This is a genomic window from Pseudomonas sp. ICMP 561, from assembly GCF_002699985.1.
GTDB lineage: Bacteria > Pseudomonadota > Gammaproteobacteria > Pseudomonadales > Pseudomonadaceae > Aquipseudomonas > Aquipseudomonas quasicaspiana.
The window spans coordinates 80414-96252 of record NZ_LKBT01000016.1 but is presented as its reverse complement, the minus strand read 5'-3'; the positions used below and the strand labels follow the sequence as shown (position 1 = coordinate 96252).

Genomic DNA, 15839 nt, shown 5'->3' with positions numbered 1-15839 from the left:
GGCGTTCGCCCTGATGAAAAATCAGAGCGAATATCAACCCAAAGGGTGGGTTATGGCTTGATCACAACCATAGAATCTCCCACAGGTTCATCATGATCTGGAACTCATAGGGATTCGCGCCAGCAGCGCCAAGATAGAATCTCCCACTGACGACGATTATCTGTAGGAGCCGAGCTTGCTCGCGATAAGCGATGACGCGGTCTATCTGATTGACCTCATCAGATGATTCGCGGGCAAGCAACGCCCCAACAGAGCACCGAGTCAACTCAGCCTGCGACTTCCCTCAAGCGAGCCAACAAAACCTGCAACGGATGGAGCACCGTTGTGCCCTCCTGACGCTTGACCTGACTGCGGCAGGAATAACCGTCAGCAACAACACGCCCCGACTGGTTGAATTTCTGGATCAGCAGTTTCCAGGATTGCCCGTAGATAATGTCCGACGTGGCTGCGTTTCGAGTTTCGTGCCCGTAAGTGCCAGACATTCCGCAACAGCCACTGGCCTGGACCTGCAACTTCAGCCCTGCCCGTTCGAAAATTTTCTGCCACAAGCTGATGCTGCCGGGCTCGTTGGTTTTTTCCGTGCAGTGCGGGAGGAAGTGATAAGGCTCGGCCTCCTTCAACACCTCGCTTTGCGGCAGCGCATTGATCAGCCACTCCTGCGCAAGCAGCACCGACGGCGTCTTGTCAGCCTCCAGCGTCTTGGCGTACTCCTGCCGATAAACCAGAGTCATCGCGGGATCCAGCCCCACCAGCGGCACGTCGTACTGCTGAAGATTGAACAGCGATTGACCATTGAAACTGGCCGCCTTTTCAAACGCCTTGAGAAAGCCCTGCACTTGCAGCGGCTTGCCATTGGGCGCGTACGGCGCCAGATACACCTTGTAACCAAGCCTTGAGATCAACTCCACCCAATCGGCCAGCAACGGGGTTTCGAAGAATCGGGTAAACGCGTCCTGAACGAGGATCACACTCCGCGCCCGCTGCGTGTCCGACAGCATGGCGAGCCGCTGCGGGGTGGCGACTTCGACGTTCCAGCGTCGGCAGACGGCAGTAAAGTCCACCAGACTTAGCAAAGGACTGTCGACCATTCCAGCGATGCGCTCAAGACTCCAACGAACCGGGCGAGCACTCATGGCGAAGTTATAAAGCCGCGGCATTCGAGCGATGTAAGGAACCGTGTATTCCAGAGAACCGATCAGGTAGTCCTTAAGCGGCCGAAGGTAACGAGTGTGATAAAGCTCAAGAAAGCGCGAGCGAAACTCGGGTACGTTCACTTTCACAGGGCACTGCCCGGCACAGGATTTACACGCGAGGCAGCCTGCCATTGCGTCGTAAACCTCATGGGAAAAATCATCCTGCCCAAGCTTTTGCCTGACGGTATTGACGGCCCGACGGGCAATGTTCTGCGTCGCGCCCGAGGCCGCCGACAATACATCAACACCCTGCGCGCCCTGCAACCGCAGCCACTCGCGAAGCAGCGACGCCCGGCCTTTGGGCGAGTGAATACGATTTCGCGTGGCCTTCCAGGAAGGGCACATGGCGTCATCAGGATCAAAGTTGTAGCAGGCGCCGTTGCCGTTGCAGTGCAGCGCCGCGTCGTAGCTCTGCCAGACACGCTCGTCAATCGTGCGGTCCAGTTCGCCACGCAGCCGGACTTCGTCGACCAACGTCAATTTCGCGGTCGGCACGGTCCCAGGCGTAGCGATTTTGCCCGGATTGAGCTGGTTGTGCGGATCGAATGCCGCCTTGAGTGCTTGCAGCGAGGGGTAAAGCTCACCGAAATAGTCAGGCACATATTGTGAGCGTAAGCCCTTGCCATGCTCGCCCCACAACAGGCCGCCATGCTTTTGCGTAAGTGCCGCAACCGCATCGGAAATCGGCCGGATCAGCGCGGCTTGAAGCGGATCCTTCATGTCCAGAATCGGCCGGACGTGCAGCACGCCCGCATCGACGTGACCGAACATCCCGTATTGCAGGTTGTGGCTGTCCAGCAGCGCCCGGAATTCCTGAATGAAATCAGCGAGGTTTTCCGGTGGAACCGCAGTGTCCTCAACAAAAGGCTGCGGCCGTGCTTCGCCCTTAACGTTGCCGAGCAAGCCCACCGCTCGCTTGCGCATGGCATAGATACGCTTGAGCGCATCAGCGCCTACCGCAAGGGTGTGCCCCAGGCGCACCACAGACAGGTCGCGCTGCAGGTGCACGACGAAGTCGTGGACTTTTTGCTGGACGACCTCTTCATCATCACCGCTGAACTCGATGATGTTGATGCCCAGCGTCGGCGTATCGGGATTTTCCGGGAAGTACTCGGCGACGCCATGCCAGACGATGTCTTTCATCGCCAGCATCAATACTTTCGAATCCACGGTCTCGATGGAAAGCGGCTTCAATTCCATCAAGGCTTTTGCATCGCGCAACGCATCCATGAAACCGGCGTAGCGCACGTTCACCAGAATCGAATACTTGGGGATCGGCAGAACGTTGAGTTTGGCTTCAACGATAAATCCGAGGGATCCTTCGGAGCCACAAAGCACGCTGTTCAGATTGAAGCGCCCGTCCGCCTCGCGCAGGTGCGCCAGGTCGTATCCGGTCAGGCAGCGGTTGAGCTTCGGGAACGTGCTTTCGATCAGTTCGGCCTGGGTGTCGACGATGTCCAGCGCACAGCGATACACCTCGCCGACGCGGTCAGTCCGGTTGACGAGTACTTGCAGCTGCTCGGCATCAACCGGCAGGCTGTCGAGGCGAAGGCCACCCAGCATGGCCGTAGAAAGTTCAAGCACGTGATCGCGGGTCTTGCCGTAGGTGCAACTGCCCTGCCCGCTAGCATCGGTGTTGATCATGCCGCCAATGGTTGCCCGATTTGACGTTGACAGCTCCGGCGCAAAAAATAGCCCGTGGGGCTTGAGCGCGGCGTTGAGCTGATCCTTGACCACACCACTCTGCACCTTGACCCAGCGTTCCTCGACGTTGATCTCAAGGATATTGTTCAAGTGCCGTGAAAGATCGACGACCACGCCATCCGTCAGCGATTGTCCGTTGGTGCCTGTACCGCCGCCACGAGGCGTGAGCACTACCGAGCTGTGTCGAGGCTCCGCAACCAGCCGGGAAACAATCGCAACGTCCTGCTCATCCAGCGGAAACACTGCGGCCTGGGGCAGCCGCTGATAAATGGAGTTGTCGGTTGCCAACACGGTCCGGCCGCCATAATCACGCGCAATCTCCCCGCGAAAGCCTGCCGCCTCAAGGGCATCAAGAAAGGCTTCATACGTCGTGCTTTGGGCAACTGTCGGGGACAAACGAGCGATCATGTGGAATTCCTGCAGGCTAAGAAGCTAATCTATGCATTCACGTTGGGCATGCTCGGCATATTGCACACAGAGCATCAGACTCTATTTTTGCTTATTTTTGCGACTCTCAGGCTTTGTCACAAGCGTAATTCCTGCCGGGTTTGCATGAGCTTTATGAATGAACCCTAGAAGACTGACTCCATCAATGTCGTTGCTGATTGCGTTTGAAGCTGCCGCTCGACATGGCAGTTTCACGAAAGCAGCAGAAGAACTGACGCTGACCCAGAGCGCAGTCAGTCGACAAGTGCAAACGCTTGAAGCCCAACTTGAAGTCGAGCTGTTCAGACGTGACGGGCGCAAGATCGAACTGACCGCCGCTGGCGCCCTCTATCAGCATGAGTTGGCCGCAGCTCTGGGCCGCATTCGCAGCGCGACGCTGCAAACCATTTCGTACAAGAATGACGGCGGCCCTCTGAATCTGGCGGTGCTGCCAACGCTGGGTTCAAAGTGGCTGCTGCCGCGCATGCATGAGTTCTATGCAAAACACCCTGGAATACTGGTGCATATCCACTCAAGAATTGTTCAGGCAGAAACCCAGTCCACGACCCACGACATGGACGCAATTATCTGCGTCGGTTCAGGGGAATGGCCTGGCTACATCTCGCATAAGCTGCTCAGCGAAAAACTGGTGGTCGTGGCCAGCCCGGCAGCTCTACCCGAATACCCTAAAATGACGCCCGCCAACGTTGCCGAGCATGCACTGCTCAACGTTGTGTCGAGACCGAACGCCTGGTCTGACTGGTTTGACAGCCATGATGTGGATCACCGAAACATGAGATCCGGCCCGAGCTTCGAACTCACCGCGCATCTGATTCAGGCGGTATCGGCTGGTATCGGGATCGGACTGGTGCCGGAAATTCTCGTGCAGGATGAGCTGAAGAGCGGCGAACTGGTTGCACTGTTTGACGCAATGGACAGCGGCCGCAGTTACTACCTTGTCTATGCGACCCGTTACCAGCATCTGCCGTCGTTGAACACCTTCAGCACCTGGCTGCTGTCGTTGCCGTTTCCTGACCGGTAAAGATGCAATCTTTGAGTTGAATGAATTCCTTGTAGGAGCTGCCGAAGGCTGCGAGGCATTTTCCGCCATCGCAGCCTTCGGCAGCTCCTACAAGTGAATGTGTGTCAGGACTACAGATCCAACAAGCGGTCGGCGATCAATCCCGACGCAACGCTCTCTACCGACCCGACCAGAAATACCGGGCCCATCCCATCCCATCGAACTGTCACTGTTCCGCCATCGCATTCGACTTCAACGGTATTGTCCAGCAAGCCACGCCGAATGCCGTTGACCGCAGCACCACACGCGCAGGACCCCGACCCGAGGGGAATACCACCGCCCCGCTCCCAGATACGCAGCCGGATGTGCTTGCGGTTGATAATCTGGACGAAATGCACGTTGGTCTTGAGCGGAAACAAGTCATTGGTTTCAAGGGCCGGACCGATTTTCGCGATATCAACATCAGCCAGATCATCGACAAAATAAGTGCAGTGCGGATTGCCCATGCTGCAGGCCGTCGGGCGACCGGCAAGTGGCAGCACTACAGAGTCCAGTTCCAGAGACAGCGGAATATCTGCCCAACCAAACAGCGGCTTGCCCATGTCGACCGCGATCTCACCGGTCGACGTTCGCTCGCACGCCAACAAGCCGCGATTGGTGCGTAACTTTACCGACGTTACATCGGCTTCGCGCATCAACAAATCCGCAACACCTCGCGTAGCGCTTCCGCACGCGTCCAGAGAAGAGCCATCGGCGTTCCAGAATATCAAGCGCGCCGCGGCATCTTCGCAATCGAGCAACACGGCGAGTTGATTGAAGCCGAGCCCTCGATTCCGGTCACCCAATCGGCGGGCGATGGCACTGGTGAACGGGTTGGCGGCGTTTCGCGTGTCTACAATGACGAAATCATCGCCATTGGCATGCATTTTATGAAAACCAAGCGGCATCACTGGATCCTGCGACAAGACGTGGAGATGATGTTTTAAGGGTATTAGTCCACCACAAACAACCTGGCGCCCGTTGTGGTGAACGAGCGATGTCCTTCGGCGTCATTACTGACCTGATAGCTCATACCCGCAGTGAGCACGAATTGGCGACCATCCTCAAGCTCGGTGTGCAATTCACCCTCAAGGCACAGCAGGATATGGCCTCTCCAACACCAGTGATCAGCCAGATAGCCTGGGCTGTATTCCACCATACGAACGCGCACCGCGCCAAACTGACAAGTGCGCCAATAAGCAGTACCGGTTTCACCGGCATGTTCTACGGGTTCGATTGTCGACCAGTCGGTTGTACCAAACGGGAAAGCGGTGAGTTCAATCATGGCTGGCTCAGAACAGGAGGGATGCAAACCGTATCAGCCCCAAGGAATGACCGACAGATACAGATTGCTTGTAGTCGCGGGATACAGAGCCCATCAAAACTTCTCAAGCGCGCCTTCGTAGCAACAGCCATACAAAACTGATGACAGCGATCAAAGGCCATCCCATGACAACAACACGAAACCATAAAGAGCCTGCGAGCGTAGACATTAAGACCAGGCTCGCAATCGTTCCGCAGAGCAATCCGGCCAGCGCCAGCTTTGACCAGGCAGGGGGTAAGCTGAAATGCAGAAAGTGATAGTAAAGCTTCCAGCCAGCGAGAATACCCAACCCTCCCAATACCACCACAGCGACCATTGCGCAGTGCATCAACGTGTCGTTAATAGATACGGCGCCCGATCTCAGAAACGAAACCCACTTCCCCAGCGCGAGTAGCGAAAAAAAAACCGCAGCCAATGTGGTTGGCACTAGAACGAGAATGCCCAACGCACGGATTGAAGCAGCTTTGACAGATGTGATGTTTGTCACCCGGATTCTTCCTTGATGGTTACGCTTGCGCGTCTATTTCGATAAAGAGTTTCATTGATTACTCGCAATGCGACGTGCAGGGCATGAACTAGCGCTGAACCGAGTCACAATAGCTGTTGCCAGACGTTTTAATAGCGCATCACACGACTTCGCTGTCCGTCAGCCGGACACTCTTGGCGACAAGCTGGCGCTCCATACAGAGGCTCCAGGGTGTAACATTCGCCATCAACGACCATCGTCGAGGTTTCCATGACCGGGATATCGCTGAATCTGCCAGAAGATCTTTCCAACTCACTCACCGATCTCGCTAAAACGAGCGGCCAGAGTGCGAGCTATCTTGCCATGGACGTTCTCCGCGACTACATCGAACACGAAAAAACGCTGACCGCGCATATCGAGCAGGCGGTGAAAGAAGCCGACGAAGGCAAATTCGCAAGCGAAGAGCAAGTCTCGGCAATGCGTGCCCCGCGCTGGAGCGGGAATGCGGGTTGAGTGGCTCGAAAGGCTCTCAAGAACCTGGAAGACGAAGCAAGTTTGATTCCCTATCGAGTACGTGATGATTGCCTGCAAGTGCTCGGCGTATTTCACACGAGGCAAAGGCCACGGTCGAAAGGGTGAGTCGAGCTATCGGGTTTTCTGTTCGTAGACTCTGGCTGACAGATGCTGCGCAGGGTAGTAAAGGTCGGGTATTTAAGAAACCTTGTTTCAGTCCCAACGGATGAATACGTGGAGCGCCGATCATGAAATATGACGAAAAACTGATTGAAGACGCCGTGCTTGCTCTATTGGCAACCTTCAGCGCTGACAACGGCAACGCCTGGAAAGGGTTCGACTTCGAAATTATGAATCGATTGCATGAACTTGGGTTTATCAGTAATCCAGTGAGCAAAAGCAAATCGATCTGGCTGACGGCGGAAGGTCAGGAGCGTGGACGGCAAATAGCCGACCGGCTATTTGGAGTGCAAATTCAAACGGGGGAAACATCTACTCCTGATACCTGACTTCAAACTGCGGTTACACTAGATGCAGCAAACATCTTCTGGTAGAACACGCCCCCCAACGAGCGAGTATAGAAGCTAACAGTGCAAGCCACTGAGCCTACTCTTGGGCATCGCTGATCATTGCACTTGCCGCGAAGCCATCGTTTCGACCAGAAACGGTTTGGTGAGTAAGGCGATCCCGGGAGCAAGGTGCCCATTCGCCAGGATCGAGCTTCCTGCATAGCCGGTGATAAACAGCACCTTAAGGTTCGGTCGGGAAATGCGCGCCGCATCCACCACCTGGCGCCCGTTAATTCCGCCGGGTAGCCCGACATCGGTCACCAGCAGGTCGACTCGAACATTGGATTGATGGGTAGATCGGCGTGTATCAGGCTCGAATCAAGACCGAAAGCAATGGCGAAACCCAGGTCTACAGTGAAAATGTCACGCGCAGGGTGCCAATTCCAGGTCCAGATCACTCCCCCGGCGGCCAAGGCGTTGCGTTGGTGCTCGTAACATCGACGAGACTCAACCTCGCGGGCGCATCTACTCTCGGCTTCGGCCTATCTCCCCCGAAGTTCACCGTTCTCAATCCTGAGCGAATAAATCTCGTTAGACACGCTGGCCATCCCAGACAAACTGCGCTGCTTCTAGCAATGCCGAAAATGGATGCAGGTAACCAGATGAACGTTTGGATGAGCTGTGGGGCAAGCAGACAGGCTGGCGGCAATGGGTGTTCATGCCTTGAATGTTCCTATAACGCAAGTAATTGCCATATTACACGGGTGGCACAATGCCGTCCCCGGTTGAAGATGGTGGCGAAGCAAGGCACACGTATTTTCCGGCGAGCATCCATTCCCGTTGTGCTCGGGCTATTGCCGGGGCTCTGGTAGACTTCAGCCTTTCGAATCCCTCGCGCTGAAATTTTGCGTCTCATTTACCGCTTCCAGGCGCTGATCTAAGAGCGTTTGGGGACCGTAGCCCGGGTTACGCCGATGCTATGAGCCTGCTGGTTGAGTGGTACAGGCACATGGAGAAAGCGGTTTATCGTACTGCTCAGGAAGTGAAGGCAGAGCTCCGCTCTGCAAGCATCCTGAAAGGTGGCCGAGTGGTCTTCAACATCGCTGGCAATAAATATCGAGTGATCCTGGCCATCGACTATGAGCGACAAATCGCTTTCATTCGTTTTGTGGGGACGCACGCCCAGTAAGACCACATCGACGCGGAGACTGTGTAATGAATATCAAGCCCATTCGTAGTGAAGCCGATCTGGCTGATGCCCTTCAAAGACTTGAGGAGCTCTGGGGTGCCCCCTTGAATAGCCCCGAGGGCGATGAATTGGAGATCCTGGCGGTACTGGTTGAGAAGTTCGAAGAGGAACACTTCCCGATGCCCGCTTCGGATCCTATTGAGGCCATCAAATTTCGCATGGATCAGCAGGGGTTGACGCCCCGGACCTTCACCCTTACCAGGTCCAGTGAATGCTTATCCAAATACCGAACCGCACGGGTCAACTGAGCTTGGGGGCTGATCCGGCGTATAGATGCGGCCTTCTCCATTGATGTCATACCGTCTTACCTCTAGGCCAAGACTGTTTTTTGTAGTCCTTTTCTGATTTTGGCATTAGTCGATATGTCGCAAAACGAAAGCGCTAAACTTCTGACTGCCCATTGGACAATGGTCGACTGAGCGTTGAGAATCGGCTTTCAAGGGTTCCTCCCGTAAGGTAGGCCTAACGCGGCCTCCCGCCACCTCTGATGTAGGCAGAGATAGAGCTTATGGCAAGTCTTTGCAAAAGGCCTTCGCCCCCTACGTAATCAGAGGAGCTAATCAGTGATTACCACACTGCCTGACATTCTGCCCGCATGTGTCGATACCAGTAAACCGCTAGGTCAGGCGGTCGTGGCTATGTTTAAAGGGGTAGAAGAAGAGCTAGAAGGCTATCCACCAGGCTCAGTAAAAATCATCATTTTCGGCGGAATCGCTGTCCATCTATACACGAACCACCGTGTTTCTGTTGACGTTGACGCTGAAATATTTCACTGCAGCCGTCAGTTGAGTAAGGATGAGCTGATCGAAAGCCTGGGCTCTACACCAGAGACGTTTATTGATCCAAGCACAGGCCGTACGTTGGCGCTCAACTACGATTTGACATTCAATACGACGCTTGGACCGCTGCATGAAGATTATCTGGAGCGAGCGATTCAATTGGAAGAGTTTGGCGAGGGCTCGCCCATACACATCCTGATTGCTTCACCTGTCGACCTAGCGATTTCGAAGCTTGGCCGAGCTACTGAGCAGGATATTGAAGATATTGAAACGCTCTTACGACGAGGCCTGATCCTAACCACAGATCTGAATCGACTAGCGTTACAAGCGATCGACGTGTACGTTGGCAACAAAGAACCACCTCAATCGATCCTTCACGCCATCATTACGGATTATTTGGAGACTGCACATGACGACGAAGCGTATGACGCCGACCGTCCTGTCTAATGAACTGGACCTGCTGGCTAAACGGCCTCTAGACCAGGCAGACGATGCAGTGCTCGTGCGTGCAGCACGAGCTTTCTGGTACTCCTCAGATAGCCTGGAGACGGCCCTGAGCTTTTTTCTTCTCAAGCAGCGCAGCGACGTCGAAGTTAGACGTGCGGGGTATTTACTGGAGCGCTTCACCCAATTTACGTGCGCTTCGGACGCTCGAGTCACTGAGGCTCATCGTGCGCTTAGCCTCGTTACATCACGTAAACAGGGTGCTAGCGCTGTAGTTGCCAAGGGTCGCGCCGATCACCTTGCAGATTCATGGGGTCTTGAAAAAGGGTTGGGCATGAAAGTACAAGTGCTTCAGCCGTATCAAAGTCGACACTTTGAAGCAACTCAACGGCAGGCATAGTCTTCATCGCTCTCTCGTACCTCTTACAATGACAACGAAAACCCTCCTCTCGAAAACGCGCAGAATAAGTATTGCATTGACTATCGCACCCTTGTGGTTGGGTCTGTCAATGCGCCAGGTGCCTCTAGCTCGGTTTCCCAACGCTTGATCCAAGCCTGAGTTATCTGCTTGCGGTCGAACGTTTGGCTTTCCTGATAAACTGTCCTCCCATCCCGATTGGTCCGGATTTGAGCCGTGTAGGCAGCGAGTTGTCTTTGCGTCTACGCAGTGTGATCGTTCCCTTTTCCGTTGCGCCATTGCTGATTTCGTTTGCTAAATTGTAGCAACGAGCTCAAATAACCACTGAAAACGGGTCATTTTTGCTACACACGACTGACTAAAATGCCACTAGATCTTGCTTCAAAGCAAAGTAATACAAGCCCTGAACCCTCGCGCCGCTTCAGCGTTGCGCCGATGATGGACTGGACTGATAGACATTGCCGATTCTTCCTCCGCCTCCTGTCAAAGAACGCCTTGCTCTACACCGAGATGGTCACCACCGGCGCGCTGCTCAACGCTGACCCATATCGTTTTCTCCAGCACGACGAGGCGGAGCATCCGCTGGCGTTGCAGTTGGGGGGCAGTGTTCCGGCGGATCTGGCGGCGTGTTCGCGGATGGCCGAAGCAGTGGGTTATGACGAGGTGAATCTGAATGTCGGCTGCCCGAGTGATCGGGTTCAGAACAATATGATTGGTGCGGTGCTCATGGCGCATCCGCAGTTGGTGGCTGATTGCGTCAAGGCGATGCGTGATGCGGTGTCGATTCCGGTGACGGTCAAGCATCGGATCGGGATCAATGGTCGTGACAGCTACGAGCAGTTGTGTGAGTTTGTCGGCACCGTTCGCGACGCCGGTTGCACCAGTTTTACGGTGCATGCGCGGATTGCGATTCTTGAGGGCCTTTCCCCCAAGGAAAACCGTGATATCCCGCCGCTGCGCTATGACGTTGCCGCGCAGCTGAAGCGTGATTTTCCTGATCTGGAAATCATCCTCAATGGCGGTATCAAGACCCTCGAACAATGCCAGGAACACTTGCAGGTATTCGACGGCGTAATGTTAGGTCGCGAGGCGTATCACAATCCGTATCTGCTGGCCGAGGTCGATCAGCAGTTGTTTGGCAGTGAGGCACCGGTGATTTCCCGGGCTGAGGCGCTCGCAGAAATGCGCCCATACATTGCCGCGCACATTCAGAGCGGCGGTTCCATGCATCACGTTACCCGTCACGTGCTGGGCCTCGGCACGGGTTTCCCCGGCGCCAGACGCTTCAGGCAGTTGCTGTCGGTGGACATCCACAAGACTCAGGATCCGCTGGCGCTACTGGATCAGGCGGCCGGGCTGCTGGAAGGTCGCTGAAAGCAGGGAACAAGCGCGGCGGATAGCGCTCCAACCAGTCTGGATCGAGTTTTCGCCCGCCCGGGCAACAGGCCGCCCTGTTCTGGCGCGGCGTTATGCTTAGCGCCCTTGAGTGGGCGCCATCGCTCGGGTAATGTCACCTAACCGCACAGGACAGAGCACGCTCATGACTTCCAAGCTGGATCAACTCAAAGCATTCACCACCGTTGTTGCCGACACCGGCGATTTCGCAGCCATCGAAAAGCTCAAGCCGGTCGACGCGACCACCAATCCTTCCCTGCTGCTCAAGGCCGGCTCCAGCGACAGCAACGCTGATCGCCTCAAGGCAGCCTTCAGCGGCGCCAATGGCGATATCGGTCTGGCATCCGATCGTTTTGCCGTCGCTATCTGCCAGGAAATTCTCAAGGTTGTTCCGGGCCGCGTTTCGACTGAAGTCGACGCCCGCCTCTCTTTCGACACCAATGGCTGCATTGAGCGCGCCCAGCGCCTGATCGATATGTACGAAACGGCCGGCATCAGCAAGGATCGCATCCTGATCAAGCTGGCTTCGACCTGGGAAGGCATCCGCGCCGCCGAAGTACTGGAAAAGAAAGGCATCCAGTGCAACCTGACGCTGCTGTTCTCCTTCGCCCAGGCCCAAGCGTGTGCCGATGCTGGCGTATTCCTGATTTCGCCGTTCGTAGGCCGTATCTACGACTGGTACAAGAAGGCTGAAGGCAAGGATTATGTGGGCGCGGAAGACCCGGGCGTGAAGTCTGTGACCCGCATCTACAACTACTACAAAGCCAACGACTACAAGACAGTCGTTATGGGTGCCAGCTTCCGTAACCTGAGCCAGATTGAGCAATTGGCCGGTTGTGATCGCCTGACCATCAGCCCGGACCTGCTGCAGAGGCTTGCCGAAGATACCGGCACGCTGGAGCGCAAACTGAAACCGGGCAATGCCGGTGAGCCGCGCGTAACGCTCAATGAAAGCGAATTCCGTTGGGCGTCCAACGAAGATGCGATGGCGACCGAGAAACTGGCTGAAGGTATCCGTCAGTTCGCTCGCGATCAGGAAAAACTGGAAGCGTTGCTAAGCGCCAAGGTCTGATCCAGAACGCTGAAAGACTAAAAGGGCGGCATCCTCACGGATGCCGCCCTTTTTGCTGCGCTCCTCACCAGTGGATCAGTGACGTTCGAGGGCGTTGACCAGGTCGTGGAAGGCTTCGCGATTGGAGTCATTGAGCCCCATCAGGATCTTGTGCGCTTCCAGCACCTTGGCCTTGACCACCTCTTCGCACTGGTCCTGAGACGGCAGGTCCGTCAGGCACTCAGGGCACGGAATCGGACGATCAACGATATTGAACACTTGATCGAAACCCATCGACTGCAGAAGCCGGGTGATGTCTTCGTGGGTGGTGACCAGCGTTGGCAACAACCCTACTTTTTGACGCGACAGGATCGACAGTTTGGCCAGCAAGCCAAGTGTCGTGCTGTCTATGCTGCGGGTTTCGGTCAGATCAATTACTACCGTTGAAAAATTCAGCGCAGTGAAGATCCGCTCAATAGTCGCATCCAAAGCCGAACATAACGTCAGACGCACTTCCCCGACAAACTTGAGGACAAACGTGCCTTCCTGCTCGGCGAACTGGATTCTACCGGTACTCATTCAAGGTTCCTGCTCAACACTAACAAGGCGATATCATCCGGCATCTCCCCTAGCGTGGCCAATCCAAAAGTCTGGCGCAAGCCATCCAGGCTGCCGCCCGCCGCCTTTACCAGTTCAGGTAGTGCGGCTTCTTTCTCTTTGAGTGTATCACCGGGAAGCAAGTCCAGAATGCCATCAGACAGCAGGGTCAGACTAAACGACTCGGGCAAGTCGATCACATGATCCTGGTAGGTGGCTTCGTTGAACAGCCCTACGGGCAAACCGCGACCTTGCAGGTAGCGTGCTTCACCCGGTGTATACAACACAGGCAACGGCAGATGACCGCCGACTGCGTACGTCAGTTGCCCCGACTCCTCGTCAATCACACCGCCAACCATCGTTACATGCTTGCCCAGCTTGCAACTGATCAGGCCGCGGTTGATGTGGCCTAGAACGTCAGAGGGCTTGAATTCCGGTAGCGTACCACCACGCTTGGATTCGAACAGCAAGCGTGTGGTCATGAACTTGAGCAGCACGGTGATGAATGCCGAAGAAGCGCCATGCCCGGAGACATCCGCGAGATAGAACGCAACGCGGCGCTCGTCGACGCGGAAGTAATCAACGAAATCACCCGACAGGTAAAGCGAGGGAATGATTTCGTGAGCGAAATTGAACTGATCGATCGACCACGGGCTGATCGGCAGCATGTTCATCTGCACCTGTCGACCGGCATCCTGGTCTTCCTGGAGCAAATGCAAGCTTGCTTCCAGCTCGCGGTTTGCGGTTTCCAGCTTCTTGCGATACTGCTGGTTCTCCTGCAGCAGACGCGCACGGTCAAGTGCGCGACGCACCGAGTGCTCCAGCACGGCCAAGTCTTCCAGAGGCTTTATCAGGTAATCCGCAGCGCCCAGGCGGAGCGCCTCGACAGCGTCATTCATCACGCCTGCACCCGACACCACGATTACAGGCGTTTCCGGCGCGATGGCCGTCACCTGACGAATCAGCTCAAGCCCGCCCATTTGCGGCATGCGCAAATCGCAGATCACCAGATCAGGCTTGTCCTGCTCGAATATCTGTATGCCCTCCAAGCCGTTATTTGCTTGAAGGACGCTGAAGCCACTGTCTTCCAAATAGGCGGCAAGGCTCGCTCGCACTACTTCGTCGTCATCGATTATCAGCAGCGTGGCACTGGTTTTCTGCATGTGGGCAAACGGCGCCAGATAAGGTTGGCGTAAGCACCCCGGTTCACGGGTCTGCGTACTGGATTCGCTTCTAGCCACTCTGACCGCACGACCGGACTTGTGATCCCGTAACTGGCGTTTCAGAGGTGCCCTTCAAGGCGCAGACGGTACTCCCATCCGACGGGCGTTTCAAGCACGCGGCAGTGCCGACATTGCGTCTTTACACGGCAAATCGCTCAGAGTTATAAGAACCATGAATTCAGCAATGGAAATGAAGGACTGGACATGAGTCTAAATGATCGAAGCTACGAGGAGAAACGGGACTTCATCCGGATGCGCGTGGAAGCTGACATCAGCTTGATCTACGCAGGCCAGGTCATCCCGGCTGTATGCATTGATTTATCGAGCTCCGGGATGCAGGTACAGGCACCCAGAACCTTCAGGGTTGGCGAAAAACTGCACGTGAGAATCGATTCGGACCATGCTGCCCTCAAAGGCCTTGAGGCAGAAACAGAGGTTGTATGGGTCACTGACGAAGCCGATGGCGGACAAAAACTGGGCCTGACCATCGTCAAGATGAGCTGAGATCCGGCGGAACTGGTTCACAAATGGTAAAAAATAAAGGCGACCACAGGTCGCCTTTATACTTTCAACTGACCGCGATCAGAAATCGTCGACCACCTGACCATCCTTGACGCGGAACTCACGGTTCTGCAGGTATGCGTTACGGATAAAGATGTACTTGTCGCCATTGATCAGGCGCTCGGCCGACAACAGGCTGGCACGGGTATCCACCAGGTTGATGCCCAGCGCAGTGTTGCGGGTGGGTACGTGGTCAATGTAACGGTACGGTGAGGTGTAGGTGTCCGGGTACTTGGCGACGGCGTCACGCACAGTGCTCGGCCCAAACAACGGCAGCACCACGTATGGACCGCTTTGCACGCCCCAGTAACCCAACGTCTGACCGAAATCTTCGTCACTGCGCTGCAGGCCCATTTTGGTGCCGACATCGATGAAGCCCAGCAGGCCGAAGGTGGTATTGAAGATCAGGCGCGCCGTATCAACACCCGCTGCAGCCGGTTTAGCCTGCAGCACGTTGTTGGCAAGATTTCCGACATCACCGATGTTGTTGAAGAAGTTATGTACGCCGTCTTCAACGAACTGCGGAGCAATGAATTGATAGCCCTGCGCGATAGGCTTCAGCGCATAGGTATCAAGAGTGTCATTGAAGCGGAAAGTGAGCCGGTTGACGCTTTCCCACGGATCTTCCTCGGCGGCCTGCGCAACCATTGGCACTAGCGCCATACCGGCACACACACACAGCTGAGCAAGACGATTGAATACACCTGCACCGGTCACGGGCATAGCTGAAACTCCTGGCATAAGTAATGAAGCGGGCGCTACGCCCCCACACGTCAAGGCGAGGAGTATAAGGCCATATGACAGGGATTTGGCAGCGCCTTGGTCATTCAAGTCTGTAGGACTGGTAAAACACTGATAAACACCATCACCTGATATTCATCTTACTGTCACAAATGCCCCGTAGCGTTCAGCGTTATTTCAGAGATA

Annotated in this window: 15 protein-coding genes and 4 pseudogenes; 10 read left to right on the top strand and 9 right to left on the bottom strand. The window is 55.4% G+C overall.

What is annotated here, in order from left to right; genetic code table 11:
• Positions 1–266: 266 nt before the first annotated feature.
• Positions 267–3305 carry a D-2-hydroxyglutarate dehydrogenase YdiJ gene (gene ydiJ / locus AO242_RS14600; RefSeq protein WP_099269261.1) on the bottom strand — a complete coding sequence of 1013 codons (3039 nt, stop codon included), beginning with the start codon at positions 3303–3305 and terminating at the stop codon, positions 267–269.
• Between the two features lie 157 nt (positions 3306–3462).
• On the opposite strand from ydiJ, the gene AO242_RS14595 reads away from it, so the two are divergent.
• A complete protein-coding gene (locus AO242_RS14595) occupies positions 3463–4365 on the top strand; it encodes a LysR substrate-binding domain-containing protein (RefSeq protein WP_099269260.1) in 903 nt (300 codons plus the stop codon).
• Between the two features lie 110 nt (positions 4366–4475).
• Here the strand turns inward: AO242_RS14595 and dapF are convergent, their stop codons facing one another.
• The 3 genes from dapF to AO242_RS14580 all read right to left on the bottom strand — a co-directional run bounded on the left by dapF (position 4476) and on the right by AO242_RS14580 (position 6194).
• Complete coding sequence (gene dapF / locus AO242_RS14590; protein ID WP_099269259.1) at positions 4476–5291, bottom strand: diaminopimelate epimerase; 816 nt, start codon at positions 5289–5291, stop codon at positions 4476–4478.
• A gap of 44 nt (positions 5292–5335) precedes the next feature.
• Positions 5336–5665: a DHCW motif cupin fold protein gene (locus AO242_RS14585; protein WP_027898278.1), complete on the bottom strand. Its 330-nt coding sequence runs from the start codon at positions 5663–5665 to the stop codon at positions 5336–5338.
• Between the two features lie 106 nt (positions 5666–5771).
• Positions 5772–6194 carry a hypothetical protein gene (locus AO242_RS14580; protein WP_099269258.1) on the bottom strand — a complete coding sequence of 141 codons (423 nt, stop codon included), beginning with the start codon at positions 6192–6194 and terminating at the stop codon, positions 5772–5774.
• 249 nt (positions 6195–6443) lie between these two features.
• Here AO242_RS14580 and AO242_RS14575 point away from each other — a divergent pair, with 249 nt between their 5' ends.
• Both AO242_RS14575 and AO242_RS14570 read left to right on the top strand, forming a co-directional pair.
• Positions 6444–6686, top strand: coding sequence for a CopG family ribbon-helix-helix protein (locus AO242_RS14575; protein WP_099269257.1), 243 nt, complete (start codon positions 6444–6446; stop codon positions 6684–6686).
• A gap of 248 nt (positions 6687–6934) precedes the next feature.
• Positions 6935–7195 (top strand): DUF6429 family protein, encoded by a 261-nt coding sequence (locus AO242_RS14570; protein ID WP_099269256.1) that lies wholly within the window; start codon positions 6935–6937, stop codon positions 7193–7195.
• Positions 7196–7312: 117 nt separating this feature from the next.
• Here the strand turns inward: AO242_RS14570 and AO242_RS14565 are convergent.
• A pseudogene (locus AO242_RS14565) lies at positions 7313–7543 on the bottom strand (hybrid sensor histidine kinase/response regulator); the annotation flags it as partial.
• A gap of 589 nt (positions 7544–8132) precedes the next feature.
• Between AO242_RS14565 and AO242_RS14560 the strand changes: the two are divergent.
• From AO242_RS14560 to AO242_RS14545, 4 genes and pseudogenes are all read left to right on the top strand, one after another.
• A pseudogene (locus tag AO242_RS14560) lies at positions 8133–8384 on the top strand (type II toxin-antitoxin system HigB family toxin); the annotation flags it as partial.
• A gap of 26 nt (positions 8385–8410) precedes the next feature.
• Positions 8411–8674 (top strand): annotated as a pseudogene (locus tag AO242_RS14555) (helix-turn-helix domain-containing protein); the annotation flags it as partial.
• A gap of 333 nt (positions 8675–9007) precedes the next feature.
• A complete protein-coding gene (locus tag AO242_RS14550) occupies positions 9008–9670 on the top strand; it encodes a DUF6036 family nucleotidyltransferase (protein ID WP_257153439.1) in 663 nt (220 codons plus the stop codon).
• Positions 9633–10067 (top strand): hypothetical protein, encoded by a 435-nt coding sequence (locus tag AO242_RS14545; RefSeq protein ID WP_257153438.1) that lies wholly within the window; start codon positions 9633–9635, stop codon positions 10065–10067. The genes AO242_RS14550 and AO242_RS14545 overlap by 38 nt, the downstream gene beginning before the upstream one ends.
• Before the next feature lie 107 nt (positions 10068–10174).
• Here the strand turns inward: AO242_RS14545 and AO242_RS30185 are convergent.
• Positions 10175–10371: pseudogene (locus AO242_RS30185) on the bottom strand (hypothetical protein); the annotation flags it as partial.
• Positions 10372–10448: 77 nt separating this feature from the next.
• Here AO242_RS30185 and dusA point away from each other — a divergent pair.
• Both dusA and tal read left to right on the top strand, forming a co-directional pair.
• Complete coding sequence (gene dusA, locus AO242_RS14535; RefSeq protein ID WP_099269253.1) at positions 10449–11459, top strand: tRNA dihydrouridine(20/20a) synthase DusA; 1011 nt, start codon at positions 10449–10451, stop codon at positions 11457–11459.
• A 166-nt stretch (positions 11460–11625) separates the two neighbouring features.
• Positions 11626–12552, top strand: a complete 927-nt coding sequence (gene tal / locus AO242_RS14530) for a transaldolase (RefSeq protein WP_099269252.1) — start codon at positions 11626–11628, stop codon at positions 12550–12552.
• A 75-nt stretch (positions 12553–12627) separates the two neighbouring features.
• Here the strand turns inward: tal and rssC are convergent, their stop codons facing one another.
• Both rssC and rssB read right to left on the bottom strand, forming a co-directional pair.
• The gene (gene rssC, locus AO242_RS14525; RefSeq protein WP_027898268.1) at positions 12628–13110 is read right to left on the bottom strand and encodes an anti-sigma factor antagonist RssC; all 483 of its coding nucleotides are present in this window, start codon (positions 13108–13110) and stop codon (positions 12628–12630) included.
• Complete coding sequence (rssB, locus tag AO242_RS14520) at positions 13107–14291, bottom strand: two-component system response regulator RssB (RefSeq protein ID WP_027898267.1); 1185 nt, start codon at positions 14289–14291, stop codon at positions 13107–13109. The genes rssC and rssB overlap by 4 nt, the downstream gene beginning before the upstream one ends.
• A 264-nt stretch (positions 14292–14555) precedes the next feature.
• Between rssB and AO242_RS14515 the strand changes: the two genes are divergently transcribed.
• On the top strand, positions 14556–14855 hold the full coding sequence (locus AO242_RS14515) for a PilZ domain-containing protein (protein WP_027898266.1): 300 nt from the start codon (positions 14556–14558) through the stop codon (positions 14853–14855).
• Between the two features lie 78 nt (positions 14856–14933).
• On the opposite strand, the gene AO242_RS14510 is transcribed toward AO242_RS14515, so the two are convergent.
• Entirely contained in the window at positions 14934–15635 is a 702-nt protein-coding gene (locus tag AO242_RS14510; protein ID WP_027898265.1) for an MlaA family lipoprotein, read from the bottom strand.
• Positions 15636–15839 lie beyond the last annotated feature (204 nt).

Coding starts and splice junctions, on each gene's coding strand:
- ydiJ (WP_099269261.1), bottom strand. CDS start 3,305: ATGATCGCTCGTTTGTCCCCGACAGTTGCCCAAAGCACGACGTATGAA.
- AO242_RS14595 (WP_099269260.1), top strand. CDS start 3,463: ATGAACCCTAGAAGACTGACTCCATCAATGTCGTTGCTGATTGCGTTT.
- dapF (WP_099269259.1), bottom strand. CDS start 5,291: ATGCCGCTTGGTTTTCATAAAATGCATGCCAATGGCGATGATTTCGTC.
- AO242_RS14575 (WP_099269257.1), top strand. CDS start 6,444: ATGACCGGGATATCGCTGAATCTGCCAGAAGATCTTTCCAACTCACTC.
- AO242_RS14570 (WP_099269256.1), top strand. CDS start 6,935: ATGAAATATGACGAAAAACTGATTGAAGACGCCGTGCTTGCTCTATTG.
- AO242_RS14545 (WP_257153438.1), top strand. CDS start 9,633: ATGACGACGAAGCGTATGACGCCGACCGTCCTGTCTAATGAACTGGAC.
- dusA (WP_099269253.1), top strand. CDS start 10,449: ATGCCACTAGATCTTGCTTCAAAGCAAAGTAATACAAGCCCTGAACCC.
- tal (WP_099269252.1), top strand. CDS start 11,626: ATGACTTCCAAGCTGGATCAACTCAAAGCATTCACCACCGTTGTTGCC.
- rssC (WP_027898268.1), bottom strand. CDS start 13,110: ATGAGTACCGGTAGAATCCAGTTCGCCGAGCAGGAAGGCACGTTTGTC.
- rssB (WP_027898267.1), bottom strand. CDS start 14,291: ATGCAGAAAACCAGTGCCACGCTGCTGATAATCGATGACGACGAAGTA.
- AO242_RS14515 (WP_027898266.1), top strand. CDS start 14,556: ATGAGTCTAAATGATCGAAGCTACGAGGAGAAACGGGACTTCATCCGG.
- AO242_RS14510 (WP_027898265.1), bottom strand. CDS start 15,635: ATGCCCGTGACCGGTGCAGGTGTATTCAATCGTCTTGCTCAGCTGTGT.